Raw genomic sequence first — 13,195 nt, forward strand, 5'->3', positions numbered from 1 at the left:
CGCAGGACCTCTTTAAAAGAAGACATCCGCTCAAGCAGGCCCATGATCCGCAGTCCATGACCGACAGTCCCGACGCCGAATCCCGATTTCTCGAACAGCTCGGCCAGCGCGTGCGCACCATGCGCGCGCTGCGCGGCATGTCGCGCAAGGTGCTCGCTAAGGTATCAGGAATATCGGAGCGCTACATCGCGCAGCTCGAAAGCGGCAAGGGCAACGTCTCCATCGTGCTGCTGCGCCGCGTCTCCGACGCGATGGGCGCGCATCTCGAAGACCTGCTTCCCTCGGCCGATCCGACCCCGGACTGGCAGATGTTTCGCGATCTCCTGCGCAAGGCGACGCCGGCGCAGGTCGCACAAGCAAAAGATCTGCTCGCAGGCGGCAGCGCCTCCGCGCCGCGGGGCGCGCCGTTCTGCGGCATCGCGCTAATCGGCCTGCGCGGCGCCGGCAAATCGACGCTTGGGCGGATGCTGGCGAAGAAGGTCGGCTGGAGCTTTGTCGAGCTCAACAAGGAGATCGAGCAGCAGAACGGGCTGTCGGTCGCCGAGATCATCGCGCTCTACGGCCAGGAAGGCTTTCGCCGCATGGAGCAGGCGGCGCTGCAGCAGCTGCTCGCGCGCAACGAGCTGATGGTGCTGGCGACCGGCGGCGGCATCGTCTCCGAACCTCTGACCTTCGACCAGATCCTGTCGTCGTTCTACACGATCTGGCTGAAGGCCGAGCCCGAGGAGCACATGGCCCGCGTCCGCCGCCAGGGCGATTTGCGCCCGATGGCCGACGACCGCTCCGCGATGGCGGAGCTGCGCAACATCCTCTTGAGCCGCGAGCCGCTATATGCGCGCGCGACGGCGGTGGTCGACACGGCGGGGCTGTCCGTCGATGCCGCCGCGGCGCGCCTGGTTGATGCGGTCCGGCCGGTGCTGCAGAACGAAGCGCGCAGCTTCGGGCTGCGCAGCGTCGCGCTGTAGGTCCGAACTCCCATGACCGAGAGCGACGTCGCAATCGCCATGTTCGAGCGGATCGGCGGCAGCGCCACGATCGATCGACTGGTCGATCGCTTCTACGACCGGATGGATACGCTGCCGGAGGCGAAGATCATCCGCGCGATGCATGCGGACGACCTCGGCCTGATCAGGGATGTGCTGAAGCGCTATCTCACCGAATGGACCGGCGGCCCGAAACTCTATTCGGTCGAGAAGGGCCACCCGCGGCTGCGCCAGCGCCACATCGGCTTTGCCATCGGCGATGCCGAGCGCGACGCGTGGATGCTCTGCATGCGCGGTGCGCTGGAGGAGACGGTTTTGGACGCCGCAGCGCGGCAGGACCTCGACAAGGCGTTGTCCGGCCTCGCCGACTGGATGCGCAACCGCTAGTGATTTTTGCACGGGCGCGTAGCCCGGATGAGCGAAGCGACATCCGGGTCTTCACGATGACTTTCCCGGGTATCGCTTCGCTCACCCGGGCTACAAGAGTTGCGACCGCAACGCCTCCGCGCCCTCACGCAACAGCGGCAAAAATCGCTCGATCAATTCCTGCGCCGGCACGCGATCGACGTGCGCGCCCATGTTAATGGCGGCGACGATCACGCCGTCGTAGCGGCGGACGGGGACCGAGATCGAGCGGAAATGCGGCTCGGCCTCGCGGTCCACCAGCGAATAGCCCTGCGCGCGATCGGCGACGGTGCGCGCGAGCAGCACCTTGGGATCGGTTACCGTCTGCGGCGTCAGCGCTTCGCGCTTCGTCGCCGTCAGGCGCGCAGCAAGCTCGGCATCGTCGAGTTGACCGAGCATGGCGCGGCCGACCGAAGTGCAGAAGGCCGGAAGCCGGTAGCCGATTTCCAATCCGCCCGAGAACATCCGCGCCGGACTGCTGCGCGCGATGAACACGACCTCATCGCCGTCGAGCACCGCGAGCGAGGAGATTTCGTTGGCCGCTGTCGCGACGCGGTCGAGCACCGGTTGCAGGACCGTGACGAGTTGGCTCGACCGCAGATACGACGCGGCGAGTGTCAGCACATGTGGCGTCAGCGAGAACAGCTTCCCGTCGCCACTGACGAAGCCGCCGCGCTGGAGCGTGAACAGCATGCGCCGCGCGGTGGCGCGGGGAAGCTCAGCGGCACGGGCGAGATCGCTCAGCGTCATCGGGCCGGCCGTGATGCCGAAGCATTGCAGCAGGCGCAGCCCGCGATCGAGGCTCTCGACGAAATCCGTCGCGCGTTCGTCGCTCTCGCTTCGCTTCAGCTTGGGCATGGTGTCGGGTCATTCGTGCAAAATAGTGCTTGCTGCCGCGTCAAGGCATGCCATAATTCGCCCATTCGTTCAATAGGCGAACAAACGCCATTCCATAAAGGATGCACTCGCCATGATGAGCCAGGAGCAGAACGACCTGATCACCCGCACCGGTGCGAAGGACCCCTGCGGGAAGCTGATGCGAAGCTACTGGCAGCCGGCGGCGCTGGTGGACGAGCTCGACGGCGATCGACCGATCCGTCCCGTCAGATTGCTCGGCGAAAGCCTGGTGCTGTTCCGCGACGAGACGGGGCGTTACGGCCTGATCGATCGCCACTGTGCGCATCGCGGCGCCGATCTCGCCTTCGGACGGCTCGAGCATGGCGGCCTGCGTTGCGCCTTCCATGGCTGGCTGTTCGACGCCACCGGGCAATGCATCGAGACGCCGGCGGAGCCGAAGGACTCAAAGCTCTGCCAGAACATCGGTCAGCGCTCTTACCCTGTGGTGGAGAAGAGCGGCATCCTTTGGGCTTATCTCGGCGAGGGCGAGCCGCCGGCATTTCCCGAGCTCGACTGCTTCGTCGCGCCCGGCACGCACACCTTCGCGTTCAAAGGCCACATGGCCTGCAACTGGCTCCAGGCGCTCGAAGTCGGCATCGACCCCGCGCACGCCTCCTATCTGCATCGCTTTTTCGAGGACGAGGACACCTCGACGGCCTACGGCAAGCAGTTCCGCGGCACATCGGCAGGCAGCGACTTGCCGATGACGAAGATTTTGCGCGAATACGACCGCCCGATCATCAATGTCGAGCACACCGAATACGGCCTGCGGCTGATCGCGCTGCGCGAGATCGACGAGGAGCGCACCCATGTGCGCGTCACCAACCAGCTCTTTCCGCACGGCTTCGTCATCCCCATGAGCACGGAGATGACGATCACACAGTGGCACGTGCCGGTCGACGACGAGAACTGCTACTGGTACGCGATCTTCACCAGTTATTCGAACCCCGTGGACAAGCAGAAGATGCGCGACCAGCGGCTCGAGCTCTATGAGCTGCCGGATTACAAATCGCGCAAGAACGGGACGAACGATTACGGCTTCGATCCGCACGAGCAGCAGACGGCGACCTATACCGGCATGGGCACCGACATCAACGTCCACGACCAGTGGGCGGTGGAATCGATGGGCGCGATCCAGGACCGCACCCGGGAGCACCTCGGCACGAGCGACAAGGCGATCGTGCAGTACCGGCGCCTGCTGCGGCAGGAGATCGAGAAGGTCGCAGGCGGCGAGAAGCCGATGCTGCATCTCGACGAGGCCACCGCACGTTCGATCCAGGGTCCGGCGACCATGGACGGCATCGGGCCGACCCGAGGCTGGGAGATCTACTGGATGGAAGTCGACGTCAAGCGCCGCCGCAGCGCGCCGTGGACGGCGCCGGTGCCGAAGGAGATCGCGGACAACGTGCATCGCCTGACGGCGGCGGAGTGATAATGCAGTTCGCCGCTAGCGAGGCGAGACGGCGGCTCCACATTCTCCGCTGTCATGCTCCGCGAAAGCGGGGCATCCAGTACGTCGCGGCCTCTCGTGAACACACGGACGTCTCTGGAATACTGGATCGTCCGCCTTCGCGGACGATGACAGTGTGCGCTATACTCTCGCCGAGCAAGAAGGAACTGCCAAAGTGACTTTCGTCGCGCGTCATGCGCTGTGGTCGGATGAGCAGAAGGACGCCGCATTGCGCGTGCGGCGCATCGTCGACGAGAAGAATCTCGAGGTCATCCGCCTCGCCTTCCCGGACCAGCACGGCATTTTGCGCGGCAAGACCATCGTCGCCTCCGAGGCGATCGCCTCGCTGGAGAGCGGCTGCTCCATCACCACCACCATGCTCGCCAAGGACACCTCGCACCGCACGGTGTTTCCGGTGTTCACGTCAGGCGGCGGCTTCGGCATGAAGGAGATGGAGGGCGCGGCCGACGTGCTGATGGTCGCCGATCCCACGACGTTTCGCGTTTTGCCATGGGCGCCAACCACGGGCTGGGTTCTCTGCGACCTCTATTTCAACGACGGCCGTCCCGTGCCGTTCGCGACGCGCGGGCTCTATCGCAAGGTGCTCGACGAGCTCGCAAGTCGCGGCCATGATTTCGTGGCAGGCCTCGAGGTCGAATTCCACATCTTCAAGCTCGACGATCCGCATATGCGCCCGGAGGATGCCGGCCAGCCCGGCACACCGCCTTCGGTGAGCCTGCTCAGCCACGGCTATCAATACCTCACCGAGCAGCGCTTCGACCAGATGGAGCCGGTGCTGGAGATCTTGCGGCGTGACATCGTCGCGCTCGGTCTGCCCTTGCGCTCGGTCGAGGTGGAGTTCGGGCCGAGCCAGTGCGAATTCACCTTCGCCCCGAAGAAAGGCATTGAGCCCGCGGACAACATGGTGCTGTTTCGCTCTGCCGTGAAGCAGATCGCGCACCGCCACGGCTATCACGCCACGTTCATGTGCCGGCCGAAGCTGCCGAACCTGTTCGCGAGCGGCTGGCATCTGCACCAATCGGTGGTCTCGCGCGCGAGCGGCGAGAACCAGTTCATGGCCAAAGACGGCGGCGAGCCGCTCAGCGCGTTCGCCCGCGCCTGGCTTGCGGGCCTGCTCGACCACGCCCGCGCGTCGACCGTGTTCACCACCCCGACCATCAATGGCTACAAGCGCTACCGCTCCTATTCGCTGGCGCCGGACCGCGCGATCTGGGGCCGCGACAATCGCGGCGTGATGATCCGCGTGCTCGGCGACGCCGGCGACGCCGCCACGCGCCTGGAAAACCGCATCGGCGAGCCCGCCGCCAATCCCTATCTCTACATGGCCTCGCAGATCCTCTCCGGCCTCGACGGGGTCGACCGCAAGCTCGATCCCGGCCCGTCGGCCGACACGCCTTACGAAACCAAGGCGCCGCTGTTGCCGAAATCGCTGCGCGACGCGGTCAGCGCGCTGAAGGACGATCCGTTCTTCCGCGAAAAGCTCGGGCCTGAGTTCGTCGATTATTACACCCACATCAAGAATGCCGAGATCGACCGCTTCCTGTCCGAGGTGACCGACTGGGAGCACCGCGAATATTTCGAGGTGTTTTGAGCCAGACACGCCCTCACCTCCCCGTGAGGCGACTTCGTCCGCTCAGTTCCGACGACATTTCACCGCTCCCGACGAAGCCATTTTCCAAGGCCCACGAAAACCGCCGGAAAGACGGGCGATGTAGATTTGCTCCGTGATCAACAAAGGAGTTCGGTCATGTGGGGTCATCTGTTCAGTTTGATCTATCGCCTGTCCTGCCGCGCCACTCTGATTGAGATCGGGGCGGGTCGCTCGTCGCGATAGAGGCCCAGCGGATTTAGGTAAGAGCGATTGACTAGCGAACGGAGGGTGTCATGCGAAAGCTGATCCTGATCGCGGCAATGTCGCTGCTGGCAAGCCAGGCCTATGCCGGCGGACCACGGAGCCTTAGCCTTGCGGCGACAAATGCGAGCCAGCAGACCGCCGAGCCGGGAACGACAGCAGCCACGCCGCCACAAGCTCCGGCGGCAGCACCCACGAATGTCCAGACGGCGACCACGGCCGCAGCTTCAACGTCTCCGGCAGCGACTGCGACGACAACCGCGATCGCTCCGGCCGCAACTCAGTCCAGTGCCGCGCCGATTGCCAGCACAAGAGAAATGACCAAGCCGAAACGTCGCCAGCCATCCACCGAGGCCCGCGTGATTCGCGAACTGCATCGGCACGGGATTTACTGGTGATTGCCAATGTCGTCCTGGCGAAAGCCAGGACCCATTACCCCAGGGAAAAGTTGTCGCACGCGGCTGCTAACCGCCAATCTTCGCCAAACTGAATTCGGTGGCTATGGGTCCTGGCTTTCGCCAGGACGATAACGTATGAGCGGCGCCCAGCATCGCGCCCTCACCCTCAAATCCCTAGATATTTGTGCTGCAGATCCGGCTCAGCCAACAGCTCGTCCGAGGTGCCGCTCCATACCGTCTTGCCGCGCTCGATGATGGTGTGGCGGTCGCAGATGCGGGCGAGGTGGTCGACGTTCTTGTCGACGACCAGGATCGACTGTCCCCGGCTCTTGAGCAGCGACAGGCAGCTCCAGATCTCTTCGCGGATCAGAGGCGCCAGGCCTTCGGTCGCTTCATCCAGGATGAGCAGCTTCGGGTTGGTCATCAGCGCGCGGCCGATGGCGAGCATCTGCTGCTCGCCGCCGGAGAGCTGGTTGCCCATATTGGAAGCGCGCTCGGCCAGGCGAGGAAACATCACGTAGATCGCCGCCAGCGTCCAGGGATTGCTGCTGCCGAAACGATCGGCCGCTGCCGCGACAAGGTTTTCGCGCACGGTGAGGTTCGGGAAGATCTGCCGCCCCTCGGGGACGAGGCCGACACCGAGTTGCGCGATCCTGTAGGACGGCTGCGTCCGCACTTCCGAGCCCGCAAAGCGGATGCTGCCGGCGCGCGCCGGCGTCAGGCCCATGATGGATCGGATGGTCGTGGTTTTGCCCATGCCGTTGCGACCCATCAGCGAGACCATCTCGCCTGATTTGACCGACAGGGACAAGCCGAACAGCACCTGGGACAGGCCGTAGCAGGTCTCGATGCCGTCGACCTCGAGCAGCGTGTCATCCATGGTGCGTCACCACATGGGCCTCGCCGAGATAGGCGCGCTTGACGTCCTCGTTCGCCCGAATCGCGGCCGGATCGCCGGAGGCGATGACGCGGCCATAGACCAGCACGGAGATGCGGTCGGCGAGCGCAAACACCGCCGGCATGTCGTGTTCGACCAGGACGATCGAGACCTCCTTGCGCAGCTCCTGGAGCAGCTGCACCATGCGCTGGGATTCGGTGACGCCGAGTCCCGCCATCGGCTCGTCGAGCAGCAAAAGTTTCGGCTTGCTTGCCAGCGCAACCGCCAGCTCGATCTGGCGACGCTCGCCATGACTGAGCCTGGACACCAGGACATCGGCACGATGGACGAGACCGACGCGATCGAGCGCGGCATGCGCGGCATCGCGCAGGCCCTTCTCCTTGCGTGCATCGGCGAAGAAGCGGAACGAGGTGCCGGCATGCGCTTGCGCCGCGAGCGCGACATTGTCGGCGGCGGTGAAATCGAGCAGCAGCGAGGTGATCTGGAAAGAACGTGCCAGGCCCAGCGCGCAGCGGCGATAGGCCGGCAGATAGGTGATGTCGCGCCCCGCCAGCGAGACGCTGCCGGAATGCGGCTCCAGATGCCCTGTGAGCTGGCTGATCAGCGTGGTCTTGCCGGCGCCGTTCGGGCCGATGATGGCGTGCAGCTCGCCTGCCGCAACGTCGAGCGAGACGTTGTCCGTCGCAATGATGCCGCCGAAGCGGCGCACCAGCCTGTCGACGCGGAGCAGCGGCTCAGCCACGATTGAGCCTCCCGAGCAGGCCCATGATGCCGCCGCGGCCGAACAGCACGATCAGCAGCAGCAGCGGACCCATGATCAGCGCCCAGTATTCGGTGAGCTGCGACAAGAACTCTTCCAGCAACAAATACACCACCGCGCCGATGACCGGACCGAACAGCGTGCCCATGCCCCCGAGGATCACCATCACCATGAGGTCGCCGGAACGGGTCCAGTACATCGCGGCCGGGCTGACGAAATCGGTGTTGTTGGCGAGCAGCGCGCCGGCGAGGCCGCACATCATGCCCGAGATGACGAAGCAGACCAGCTGGTAGCGTTTCGAGGGAAAGCCGATCGCCTGCATGCGCTGCTCGTTGGAGCGCAGGCCCTGCAGGACGAGGCCAAAGCGCGAATTGACGATGCGCCAGATCAGGAAGACCACGCCGAACAGGCAGGCGAGGCAGAGATAATAGAATTGCGTGCGGTTCGACAGATTAATCAGCCCGGAGAAGTCGCTGCGCTTGTAGACGGTGAGGCCGTCATCGCCGCCATAACGCGCCAGCCCCGAGGCGACGTAATAGGCCATCTGCGCGAACGCCAGCGTGATCATGATGAAATAGACGCCGCGGGTGCGCAAAGACAGCGCGCCGATCACCAACGCATAAAGCGCGGAGGCCGCAAGCGCGACCGGAAACTGGATGAAGCCCGAGCCCACGCCTTCCTGCGCCAGCATGCCGACCGCATAGCCGCCGATGCCGAGATAGGCGGCGTGGCCAAAACTCATCATGCCGCCAAAACCCATGATGAGGTTGAGGCTCGCGGCCGCCAGGGCCAGGATGACGATGCGGGTGAGCAGCGTCAGGATGAAGATGTTGCCGGATGCTTGCGAATAGAGCGGCAGCAGCACGAGACCCGTCAGCAGCAGGACCGTGACGACCTTGCTCACAGTGAAAGCCTTCATCGGCGGTTGGCCGGAAACAGCCCCTCCGGACGCACCACCAGCACGATAGCCATCAGCAGATAGATCAGCATGGAGGACAGCGCGGGCGCGGCGGTGGAGGCCGCGGCGCCGCTCAGCACCTGCCGCAGCAGATTGGGCAGGAAGGCGCGGCCGAGGGTGTCGATCATGCCGACGAAGATCGCGGCCAGGAACGCGCCGCGGATCGAACCGATACCGCCGATCACGATGATGACGAAGGCGAGGATCAGAATGTTCTCGCCCATGCCGATCTGCACGGTGAGGATCGGCGCCTGCATCAAGCCGGCAAGGCCCGCGAGCGCGGCACCGAGACCGAACACCAGGGTGTAGAGCAGCTTGATGTTGATGCCGAGCGCACCGATCATCTCGCGATTGGAGGCGCCGGCCCGGATCAGCATGCCGATGCGGGTGCGCATCACGCCGAGATAGAGCAGCAGCGCAACCAGCAGCGCCACGACGATGATGGCGAGGCGATAAGCGGGATAGTGAATGCCCGGCAGGATCGGCACCGGCACGGTGAGCCAGGCCGGCAGCGGCAGCGCAAGGCCGGCCGGCCCCCAGATCAGCCGCACGGCCTCGTTGAAGAACAGGATCAGGCCGAAGGTCGCGAGCACGTGGTCAAGATGGTCTCGTCCGTAGAGATGCCGCAGCGCGGTCATCTCGAGCACGATGCCGAGCACGAGCGTCGCGCCGAGCGCCAATAGCGCACCGAGCAGGAAGCTGCCGGTCCAGGCTGCGAAGGTCGCGGCGAAATAGGCGCCCATCATGTACAGCGAGCCGTGCGCGAGGTTGACGAGATCCATGATCCCGAACACCAGCGTCAGGCCGGCGGCGAGCAGGAACAGCAGCAGGCCAAACTGCAATCCGTTCAAGAACTGTTCGACGACGAGCAGCATCAAAACTCTTTCAGGCGCACGCAGGTTCGCGCCGATGTTCGAACACGGTCGCCATCAGTGAAAGAGCTCCCCCTGCCTGGACAAGGCGGAAAAATGGGTAATGGCAGTATCGTTCCGAGGCAAGAGCGATTCGACACCCAACATGCACTTTGTTGCATGCCGATGCATCCGATCGGTCCTGGCCCTGCAATCGGTCTTGCAAGAAGACTGCCGCGCAGGATGGGTCAACCTGCCGCACCCAAACGGATCACCCTCCCTCCGTTGCGGGAGAGAGGGTGTGAATTCGTCGCAACGTGTGGATGGAGACGCCTAGTGCGACGTCATCTGCCGGCGAAGGTCATCCGGCTCGGCAAGCACGCTGTTGGCCGTCGAGGCCTCCAGCGCCGCCATCCGGAACAGATAGGCGAGCGTCGCCAATCCGGTGTCTTCCGCCATCTGCGCGAGTTCGAGCGCCATGTCGGACATGTAGCCCAGATTTTCGTCCTTGATCTGCGCCATGATCTGGCTGTCCCGCATCATGTTCGACATCTCAGGCGCTCTTTCGTTGCGCGGCAGCGAGGCCGCAGAGGTTGGCAAGGGCGATGCAATTGATACGCGGACCGTCCTGTTGGACGATGGAAGGCACGCCGATGCGATCATGCAGGGCATCGAGCGTCTCGCGGAGAATGTCGATCGTCGCCGCCATGGTCCATGCGTTCTCCACCAGTGCCGGCAGACCGAGCGGGGTCACGACGAAGCCGGCCTCATGAAAGCGCGGCAACCACCAGGTTTCCATGATCGCGCTGACCTGCGCGATCCCCTGACCGAGGCAGAACTCCTGCACGGCCGCCATCAGTTGCAGGTTGAGCGCGCCGTCGCGGCGATCGCGCACGACGAAGTAGCGCGACCATTCCCAGACCAGAGGATCCACCGGGTAGCCGCGCACCGCTGCCAGATGGGGAAAGACCTCGCTCATCATCGAAGGCTTGGTGGTCGGGTAGAGCCGGTGACCGCCGATGACGCGGCGTCCCTCCAGCGCAAGCAGATAAACGGTGTCCTCGTCGTCATAGGAATCGATTTCGCGGCAATCCGGCCTGCGCAGCGTCTCCCAGCGCCGCTCTTCGACGAAGATGTCGTGCCGCAGCCGAAAATGCTGATCGAGTACATCTTCGTAAAGGTGGCGATTTACTGCAGAAATGGCGTGAATCATGAAAACCCCCATTCATCCTCAATGGAGGGCACCCTCTGCGAAAAGAGGATGGTTCGGTATTGGGAAATTTCCCAGTACGTCGCTTAGGGATTGATGATCTTGTTGCGAATCGCCAGTGCTACCGCATGCGTACGGTTGACGGCTCCGAGCTTGCGCCCGGCGGTTGCAAGATGCTCTTCGGCGGTGCGCTGCGTGATGTGCAGGATCTCGCCGATTTCCCAGGCCGATTTGCCCTGCGAGGCCCAGGCGATCACCTCGCGCTCGCGCGGGGTGAGGCGTGCCGAGGGATACGGCGCTGGATCGAGCAGACGGCGAATGTGGTCGAAGCCATACATCGCCATCAGGTGCAGTGCCGGCTTGCTGCGGGGATTGAGGTCGAGATGGACGCCCCCGAGCGACACCGCGGCCTCGTAGCCGGTGAGTCCGTGGATCGGCACAATGAAGCCGCGCGTCATGCGAAAATCGGTGGCGCGGTTCATCACCTCGGCCGCGTTCGGCTCGAGCTCCGCATCATAGGGTGCTTCCGACCATTCGAACGGGTTGACTGACTGGCGGCACAACCGCACCACCGGGTCGAAACGGTCGTAGTTATTTTCGGTGTAGAGACCAAACCAGCCCGCGGGCCAGCGCTTGGCGAGCACCATCTGTGCAAACTGTTGGTCGGGATTGGGCAACCCCGTCACGATGATAGTTTCAAAACCGAAGCGACCAAAGGCCGATTCGAGCGCATTCATGGCGTCGGGCACCTTGCGATAGGCCCCAAGCCCCTCGATGAAGTCGAGCGCTTCCCGGCCATAATCCACGGCGGACATCGGTGCGTTTCCTGACCCTCGCTGTGCGATATAGCACGTCTTGGGGCACTGCCTCAATTCACGGATTCCGTAGTTTCCCGGTATCCCATTGACCCCGAAGGCTTAATCTACTTGTGGAAGAAGGGACGTCAAGATACACCTACAATGTCTGAAGCGGGGAAACCACGATGGAAGACGAGGACATCGCCCTCAACAGCGTGCTCGGCCTGGAACTCAACCGCGTATTTTTCGCCGTCCGCGAAACGGCAAACAAGCAGAAGATCATCGAGTTCGCACGCGGGGTGCTGCAAAGCGAGCGCAGCAAGCCGGCAGAGAGCGCCACGCCGGACGGACCGGCGAGCTAGCACGCAATTGCTGTGAGCGCACGAACGGTCCGTTCGGCGCCATGCCTTCCTCTGATCTGAACCGAACAACCGAACGCGAATGTTTCCTTCCTTCTCCCCTTGTGGGAGAAGTGGCATAGGCGGCCTTCGGCCGCCGTTCTTAAAACAAAACGCCGACGCTTCGCATCGGCTATGGCGCCGGATGAGGGGTTGTTTCCACGCGTTCAAATGCGCGAGGCTCGTGCGGGGAGAGAACCCCTCACCCGCCTCGCGCTATCGCGGCGATCCGCCCTCTCCCACAAGGGAAGAGGGAAAGGCAGCGCCGACCACGATTACCTTCGGATGCCCAGGACATGATGACGCTGCGCCAGGTTGAAGTGATCCGTGCCGTGATGGTGACGGGCACGATCGGCGGCGCGGCGAAGCTGCTGAACGTTTCGGCGCCGGGCATCAGCCGCCTGGTGAAATATACCGAGCGCTCGCTCGGCATCCGCTTCTTCCAGCGCCAGAACGGCCGCTATTTCCCGACGCCGGAAGCCGAGAACATCTTCGAGCAGATCAACGGCGTCTACAAGAAGGTCGACGACCTCTCCGAGATCATCTCCAAGATCGGGCGCGGCGGATTGTCGGAATTGCGCATCGGCTCGGTGCCGAGCATTTCGCAAGTCATGGTGCCGCGCGCGATCGAGCGGGTCCGGCGGCGCTATCCGGATTTGGGCATCGACATCAACATCCTCAAGCTCGAGGAAGCCATCGACTATCTCATGCTCGGCCGCGGCGAGTGCGTGGCGATGAGCTATCGCCTGGAGCATTCCGGGCTCGACTTCATGCCGCTCGCCTCGGGCGAGCTCTATTGCATCGTGCCGCCGGGCCACGAGCTCGCCGGCCGCAAGCAGGTCTCCGCCGCCGAGATCACGCGCTATCCGCTGATCGGCATCGATCCCAATGATCCCTACGGGCGGATCATGGCCGAGATCTTCGCGCGCCACCGCCTCGAGTACAACATCACCATCCGCGCCCGCTTCGGCACCACGGTCTGCGCGCTGGTGAAGGCGGGGCTCGGCATCGCCATCATCGACCAGTTCACGGTGGCCCATGGGGGCTATCCCGGCATCGAGCTGATCAAGATCACCGAGCCGACGCGATTCGACACCTATATCGCGGTGAAGCGCGGCGCGCCGCTGTCGCTTCATGTCGAGTATTTCATCGAGTCCCTGCGCGCGGAGATGCGCGCGGTCGAGCCGTCGCGGGGCAAAGGCAGGGCCGCGCCGCCACGGGCGCGGAAGAGATAACATTATGTTAGGTTTGCAGCACAAAAGGGTAATTGTGTTAGGCCGAGGAAAGGCTATCGTTCCTGGGGGAAGCCCCTTGGAA

Annotated in this window: 14 protein-coding genes and 1 pseudogene; 7 read left to right on the top strand and 8 right to left on the bottom strand. The window is 63.9% G+C overall.

Annotated features, from left to right (window positions below):
- Nucleotides 1-44: 44 nt before the first annotated feature.
- Nucleotides 45-965 (top strand): annotated as a pseudogene (locus tag IVB07_RS36465) (helix-turn-helix transcriptional regulator); the annotation flags it as partial.
- Nucleotides 966-977: 12 nt separating this feature from the next.
- Nucleotides 978-1,370, top strand: a complete 393-nt coding sequence (locus IVB07_RS36470; RefSeq protein ID WP_247364241.1) for a group II truncated hemoglobin — start codon at nucleotides 978-980, stop codon at nucleotides 1,368-1,370.
- A 90-nt stretch (nucleotides 1,371-1,460) separates the two neighbouring features.
- On the opposite strand, the gene IVB07_RS36475 is transcribed toward IVB07_RS36470, so the two are convergent.
- Nucleotides 1,461-2,246, bottom strand: coding sequence for an IclR family transcriptional regulator C-terminal domain-containing protein (locus IVB07_RS36475; protein ID WP_018456046.1), 786 nt, complete (start codon nucleotides 2,244-2,246; stop codon nucleotides 1,461-1,463).
- A gap of 112 nt (nucleotides 2,247-2,358) precedes the next feature.
- On the opposite strand from IVB07_RS36475, the gene IVB07_RS36480 reads away from it, so the two are divergent.
- From IVB07_RS36480 to IVB07_RS36490, 3 genes are all read left to right on the top strand, one after another.
- Nucleotides 2,359-3,717, top strand: a complete 1,359-nt coding sequence (locus IVB07_RS36480; protein ID WP_247364244.1) for an aromatic ring-hydroxylating dioxygenase subunit alpha — start codon at nucleotides 2,359-2,361, stop codon at nucleotides 3,715-3,717.
- A gap of 193 nt (nucleotides 3,718-3,910) precedes the next feature.
- On the top strand, nucleotides 3,911-5,347 hold the full coding sequence (locus tag IVB07_RS36485) for a glutamine synthetase family protein (protein ID WP_026233074.1): 1,437 nt from the start codon (nucleotides 3,911-3,913) through the stop codon (nucleotides 5,345-5,347).
- 293 nt (nucleotides 5,348-5,640) lie between these two features.
- Nucleotides 5,641-6,006, top strand: a complete 366-nt coding sequence (locus IVB07_RS36490) for a hypothetical protein (RefSeq protein ID WP_039799580.1) — start codon at nucleotides 5,641-5,643, stop codon at nucleotides 6,004-6,006.
- 166 nt (nucleotides 6,007-6,172) lie between these two features.
- On the opposite strand, the gene IVB07_RS36495 is transcribed toward IVB07_RS36490, so the two are convergent.
- The 7 genes from IVB07_RS36495 to IVB07_RS36525 all read right to left on the bottom strand — a co-directional run bounded on the left by IVB07_RS36495 (nucleotide 6,173) and on the right by IVB07_RS36525 (nucleotide 11,498).
- Nucleotides 6,173-6,886 (bottom strand): ABC transporter ATP-binding protein, encoded by a 714-nt coding sequence (locus IVB07_RS36495; protein ID WP_018456043.1) that lies wholly within the window; start codon nucleotides 6,884-6,886, stop codon nucleotides 6,173-6,175.
- The gene (locus IVB07_RS36500; RefSeq protein ID WP_018456042.1) at nucleotides 6,879-7,646 is read right to left on the bottom strand and encodes an ABC transporter ATP-binding protein; all 768 of its coding nucleotides are present in this window, start codon (nucleotides 7,644-7,646) and stop codon (nucleotides 6,879-6,881) included. Before IVB07_RS36500 ends, IVB07_RS36495 begins: the two co-directional genes overlap by 8 nt.
- On the bottom strand, nucleotides 7,639-8,583 hold the full coding sequence (locus IVB07_RS36505) for a branched-chain amino acid ABC transporter permease (protein ID WP_018456041.1): 945 nt from the start codon (nucleotides 8,581-8,583) through the stop codon (nucleotides 7,639-7,641). Before IVB07_RS36505 ends, IVB07_RS36500 begins: the two co-directional genes overlap by 8 nt.
- Nucleotides 8,580-9,497: a branched-chain amino acid ABC transporter permease gene (locus IVB07_RS36510; protein WP_007615745.1), complete on the bottom strand. Its 918-nt coding sequence runs from the start codon at nucleotides 9,495-9,497 to the stop codon at nucleotides 8,580-8,582. Before IVB07_RS36510 ends, IVB07_RS36505 begins: the two co-directional genes overlap by 4 nt.
- A gap of 309 nt (nucleotides 9,498-9,806) precedes the next feature.
- Nucleotides 9,807-10,025 (bottom strand): hypothetical protein, encoded by a 219-nt coding sequence (locus tag IVB07_RS36515; protein ID WP_026233073.1) that lies wholly within the window; start codon nucleotides 10,023-10,025, stop codon nucleotides 9,807-9,809.
- A 1-nt stretch (nucleotide 10,026) separates the two neighbouring features.
- Nucleotides 10,027-10,686 (bottom strand): acyl-homoserine-lactone synthase, encoded by a 660-nt coding sequence (locus IVB07_RS36520; RefSeq protein WP_018456038.1) that lies wholly within the window; start codon nucleotides 10,684-10,686, stop codon nucleotides 10,027-10,029.
- Between the two features lie 83 nt (nucleotides 10,687-10,769).
- Nucleotides 10,770-11,498, bottom strand: coding sequence for a LuxR family transcriptional regulator (locus tag IVB07_RS36525; protein WP_018456037.1), 729 nt, complete (start codon nucleotides 11,496-11,498; stop codon nucleotides 10,770-10,772).
- A 167-nt stretch (nucleotides 11,499-11,665) separates the two neighbouring features.
- Here IVB07_RS36525 and IVB07_RS36530 point away from each other — a divergent pair, with 167 nt between their 5' ends.
- Both IVB07_RS36530 and IVB07_RS36535 read left to right on the top strand, forming a co-directional pair.
- Nucleotides 11,666-11,842: a hypothetical protein gene (locus IVB07_RS36530; RefSeq protein ID WP_018456036.1), complete on the top strand. Its 177-nt coding sequence runs from the start codon at nucleotides 11,666-11,668 to the stop codon at nucleotides 11,840-11,842.
- A 332-nt stretch (nucleotides 11,843-12,174) separates the two neighbouring features.
- Nucleotides 12,175-13,113: a LysR family transcriptional regulator gene (locus IVB07_RS36535; RefSeq protein ID WP_018456035.1), complete on the top strand. Its 939-nt coding sequence runs from the start codon at nucleotides 12,175-12,177 to the stop codon at nucleotides 13,111-13,113.
- Nucleotides 13,114-13,195: the final 82 nt, after the last annotated feature.

It is taken from the genome of Bradyrhizobium sp. 172 (genome assembly GCF_023101065.1).
Classification (GTDB): Bacteria; Pseudomonadota; Alphaproteobacteria; order Rhizobiales; family Xanthobacteraceae; genus Bradyrhizobium; species Bradyrhizobium canariense_D.

Coding starts and splice junctions, on each gene's coding strand:
- IVB07_RS36520 (WP_018456038.1), bottom strand. CDS start 10,686: ATGATTCACGCCATTTCTGCAGTAAATCGCCACCTTTACGAAGATGTA.
- IVB07_RS36510 (WP_007615745.1), bottom strand. CDS start 9,497: ATGCTGCTCGTCGTCGAACAGTTCTTGAACGGATTGCAGTTTGGCCTG.
- IVB07_RS36495 (WP_018456043.1), bottom strand. CDS start 6,886: ATGGATGACACGCTGCTCGAGGTCGACGGCATCGAGACCTGCTACGGC.
- IVB07_RS36475 (WP_018456046.1), bottom strand. CDS start 2,246: ATGCCCAAGCTGAAGCGAAGCGAGAGCGACGAACGCGCGACGGATTTC.
- IVB07_RS36505 (WP_018456041.1), bottom strand. CDS start 8,583: ATGAAGGCTTTCACTGTGAGCAAGGTCGTCACGGTCCTGCTGCTGACG.
- IVB07_RS36535 (WP_018456035.1), top strand. CDS start 12,175: ATGATGACGCTGCGCCAGGTTGAAGTGATCCGTGCCGTGATGGTGACG.
- IVB07_RS36490 (WP_039799580.1), top strand. CDS start 5,641: ATGCGAAAGCTGATCCTGATCGCGGCAATGTCGCTGCTGGCAAGCCAG.
- IVB07_RS36470 (WP_247364241.1), top strand. CDS start 978: ATGACCGAGAGCGACGTCGCAATCGCCATGTTCGAGCGGATCGGCGGC.
- IVB07_RS36515 (WP_026233073.1), bottom strand. CDS start 10,025: ATGTCGAACATGATGCGGGACAGCCAGATCATGGCGCAGATCAAGGAC.
- IVB07_RS36480 (WP_247364244.1), top strand. CDS start 2,359: ATGATGAGCCAGGAGCAGAACGACCTGATCACCCGCACCGGTGCGAAG.
- IVB07_RS36530 (WP_018456036.1), top strand. CDS start 11,666: ATGGAAGACGAGGACATCGCCCTCAACAGCGTGCTCGGCCTGGAACTC.
- IVB07_RS36525 (WP_018456037.1), bottom strand. CDS start 11,498: ATGTCCGCCGTGGATTATGGCCGGGAAGCGCTCGACTTCATCGAGGGG.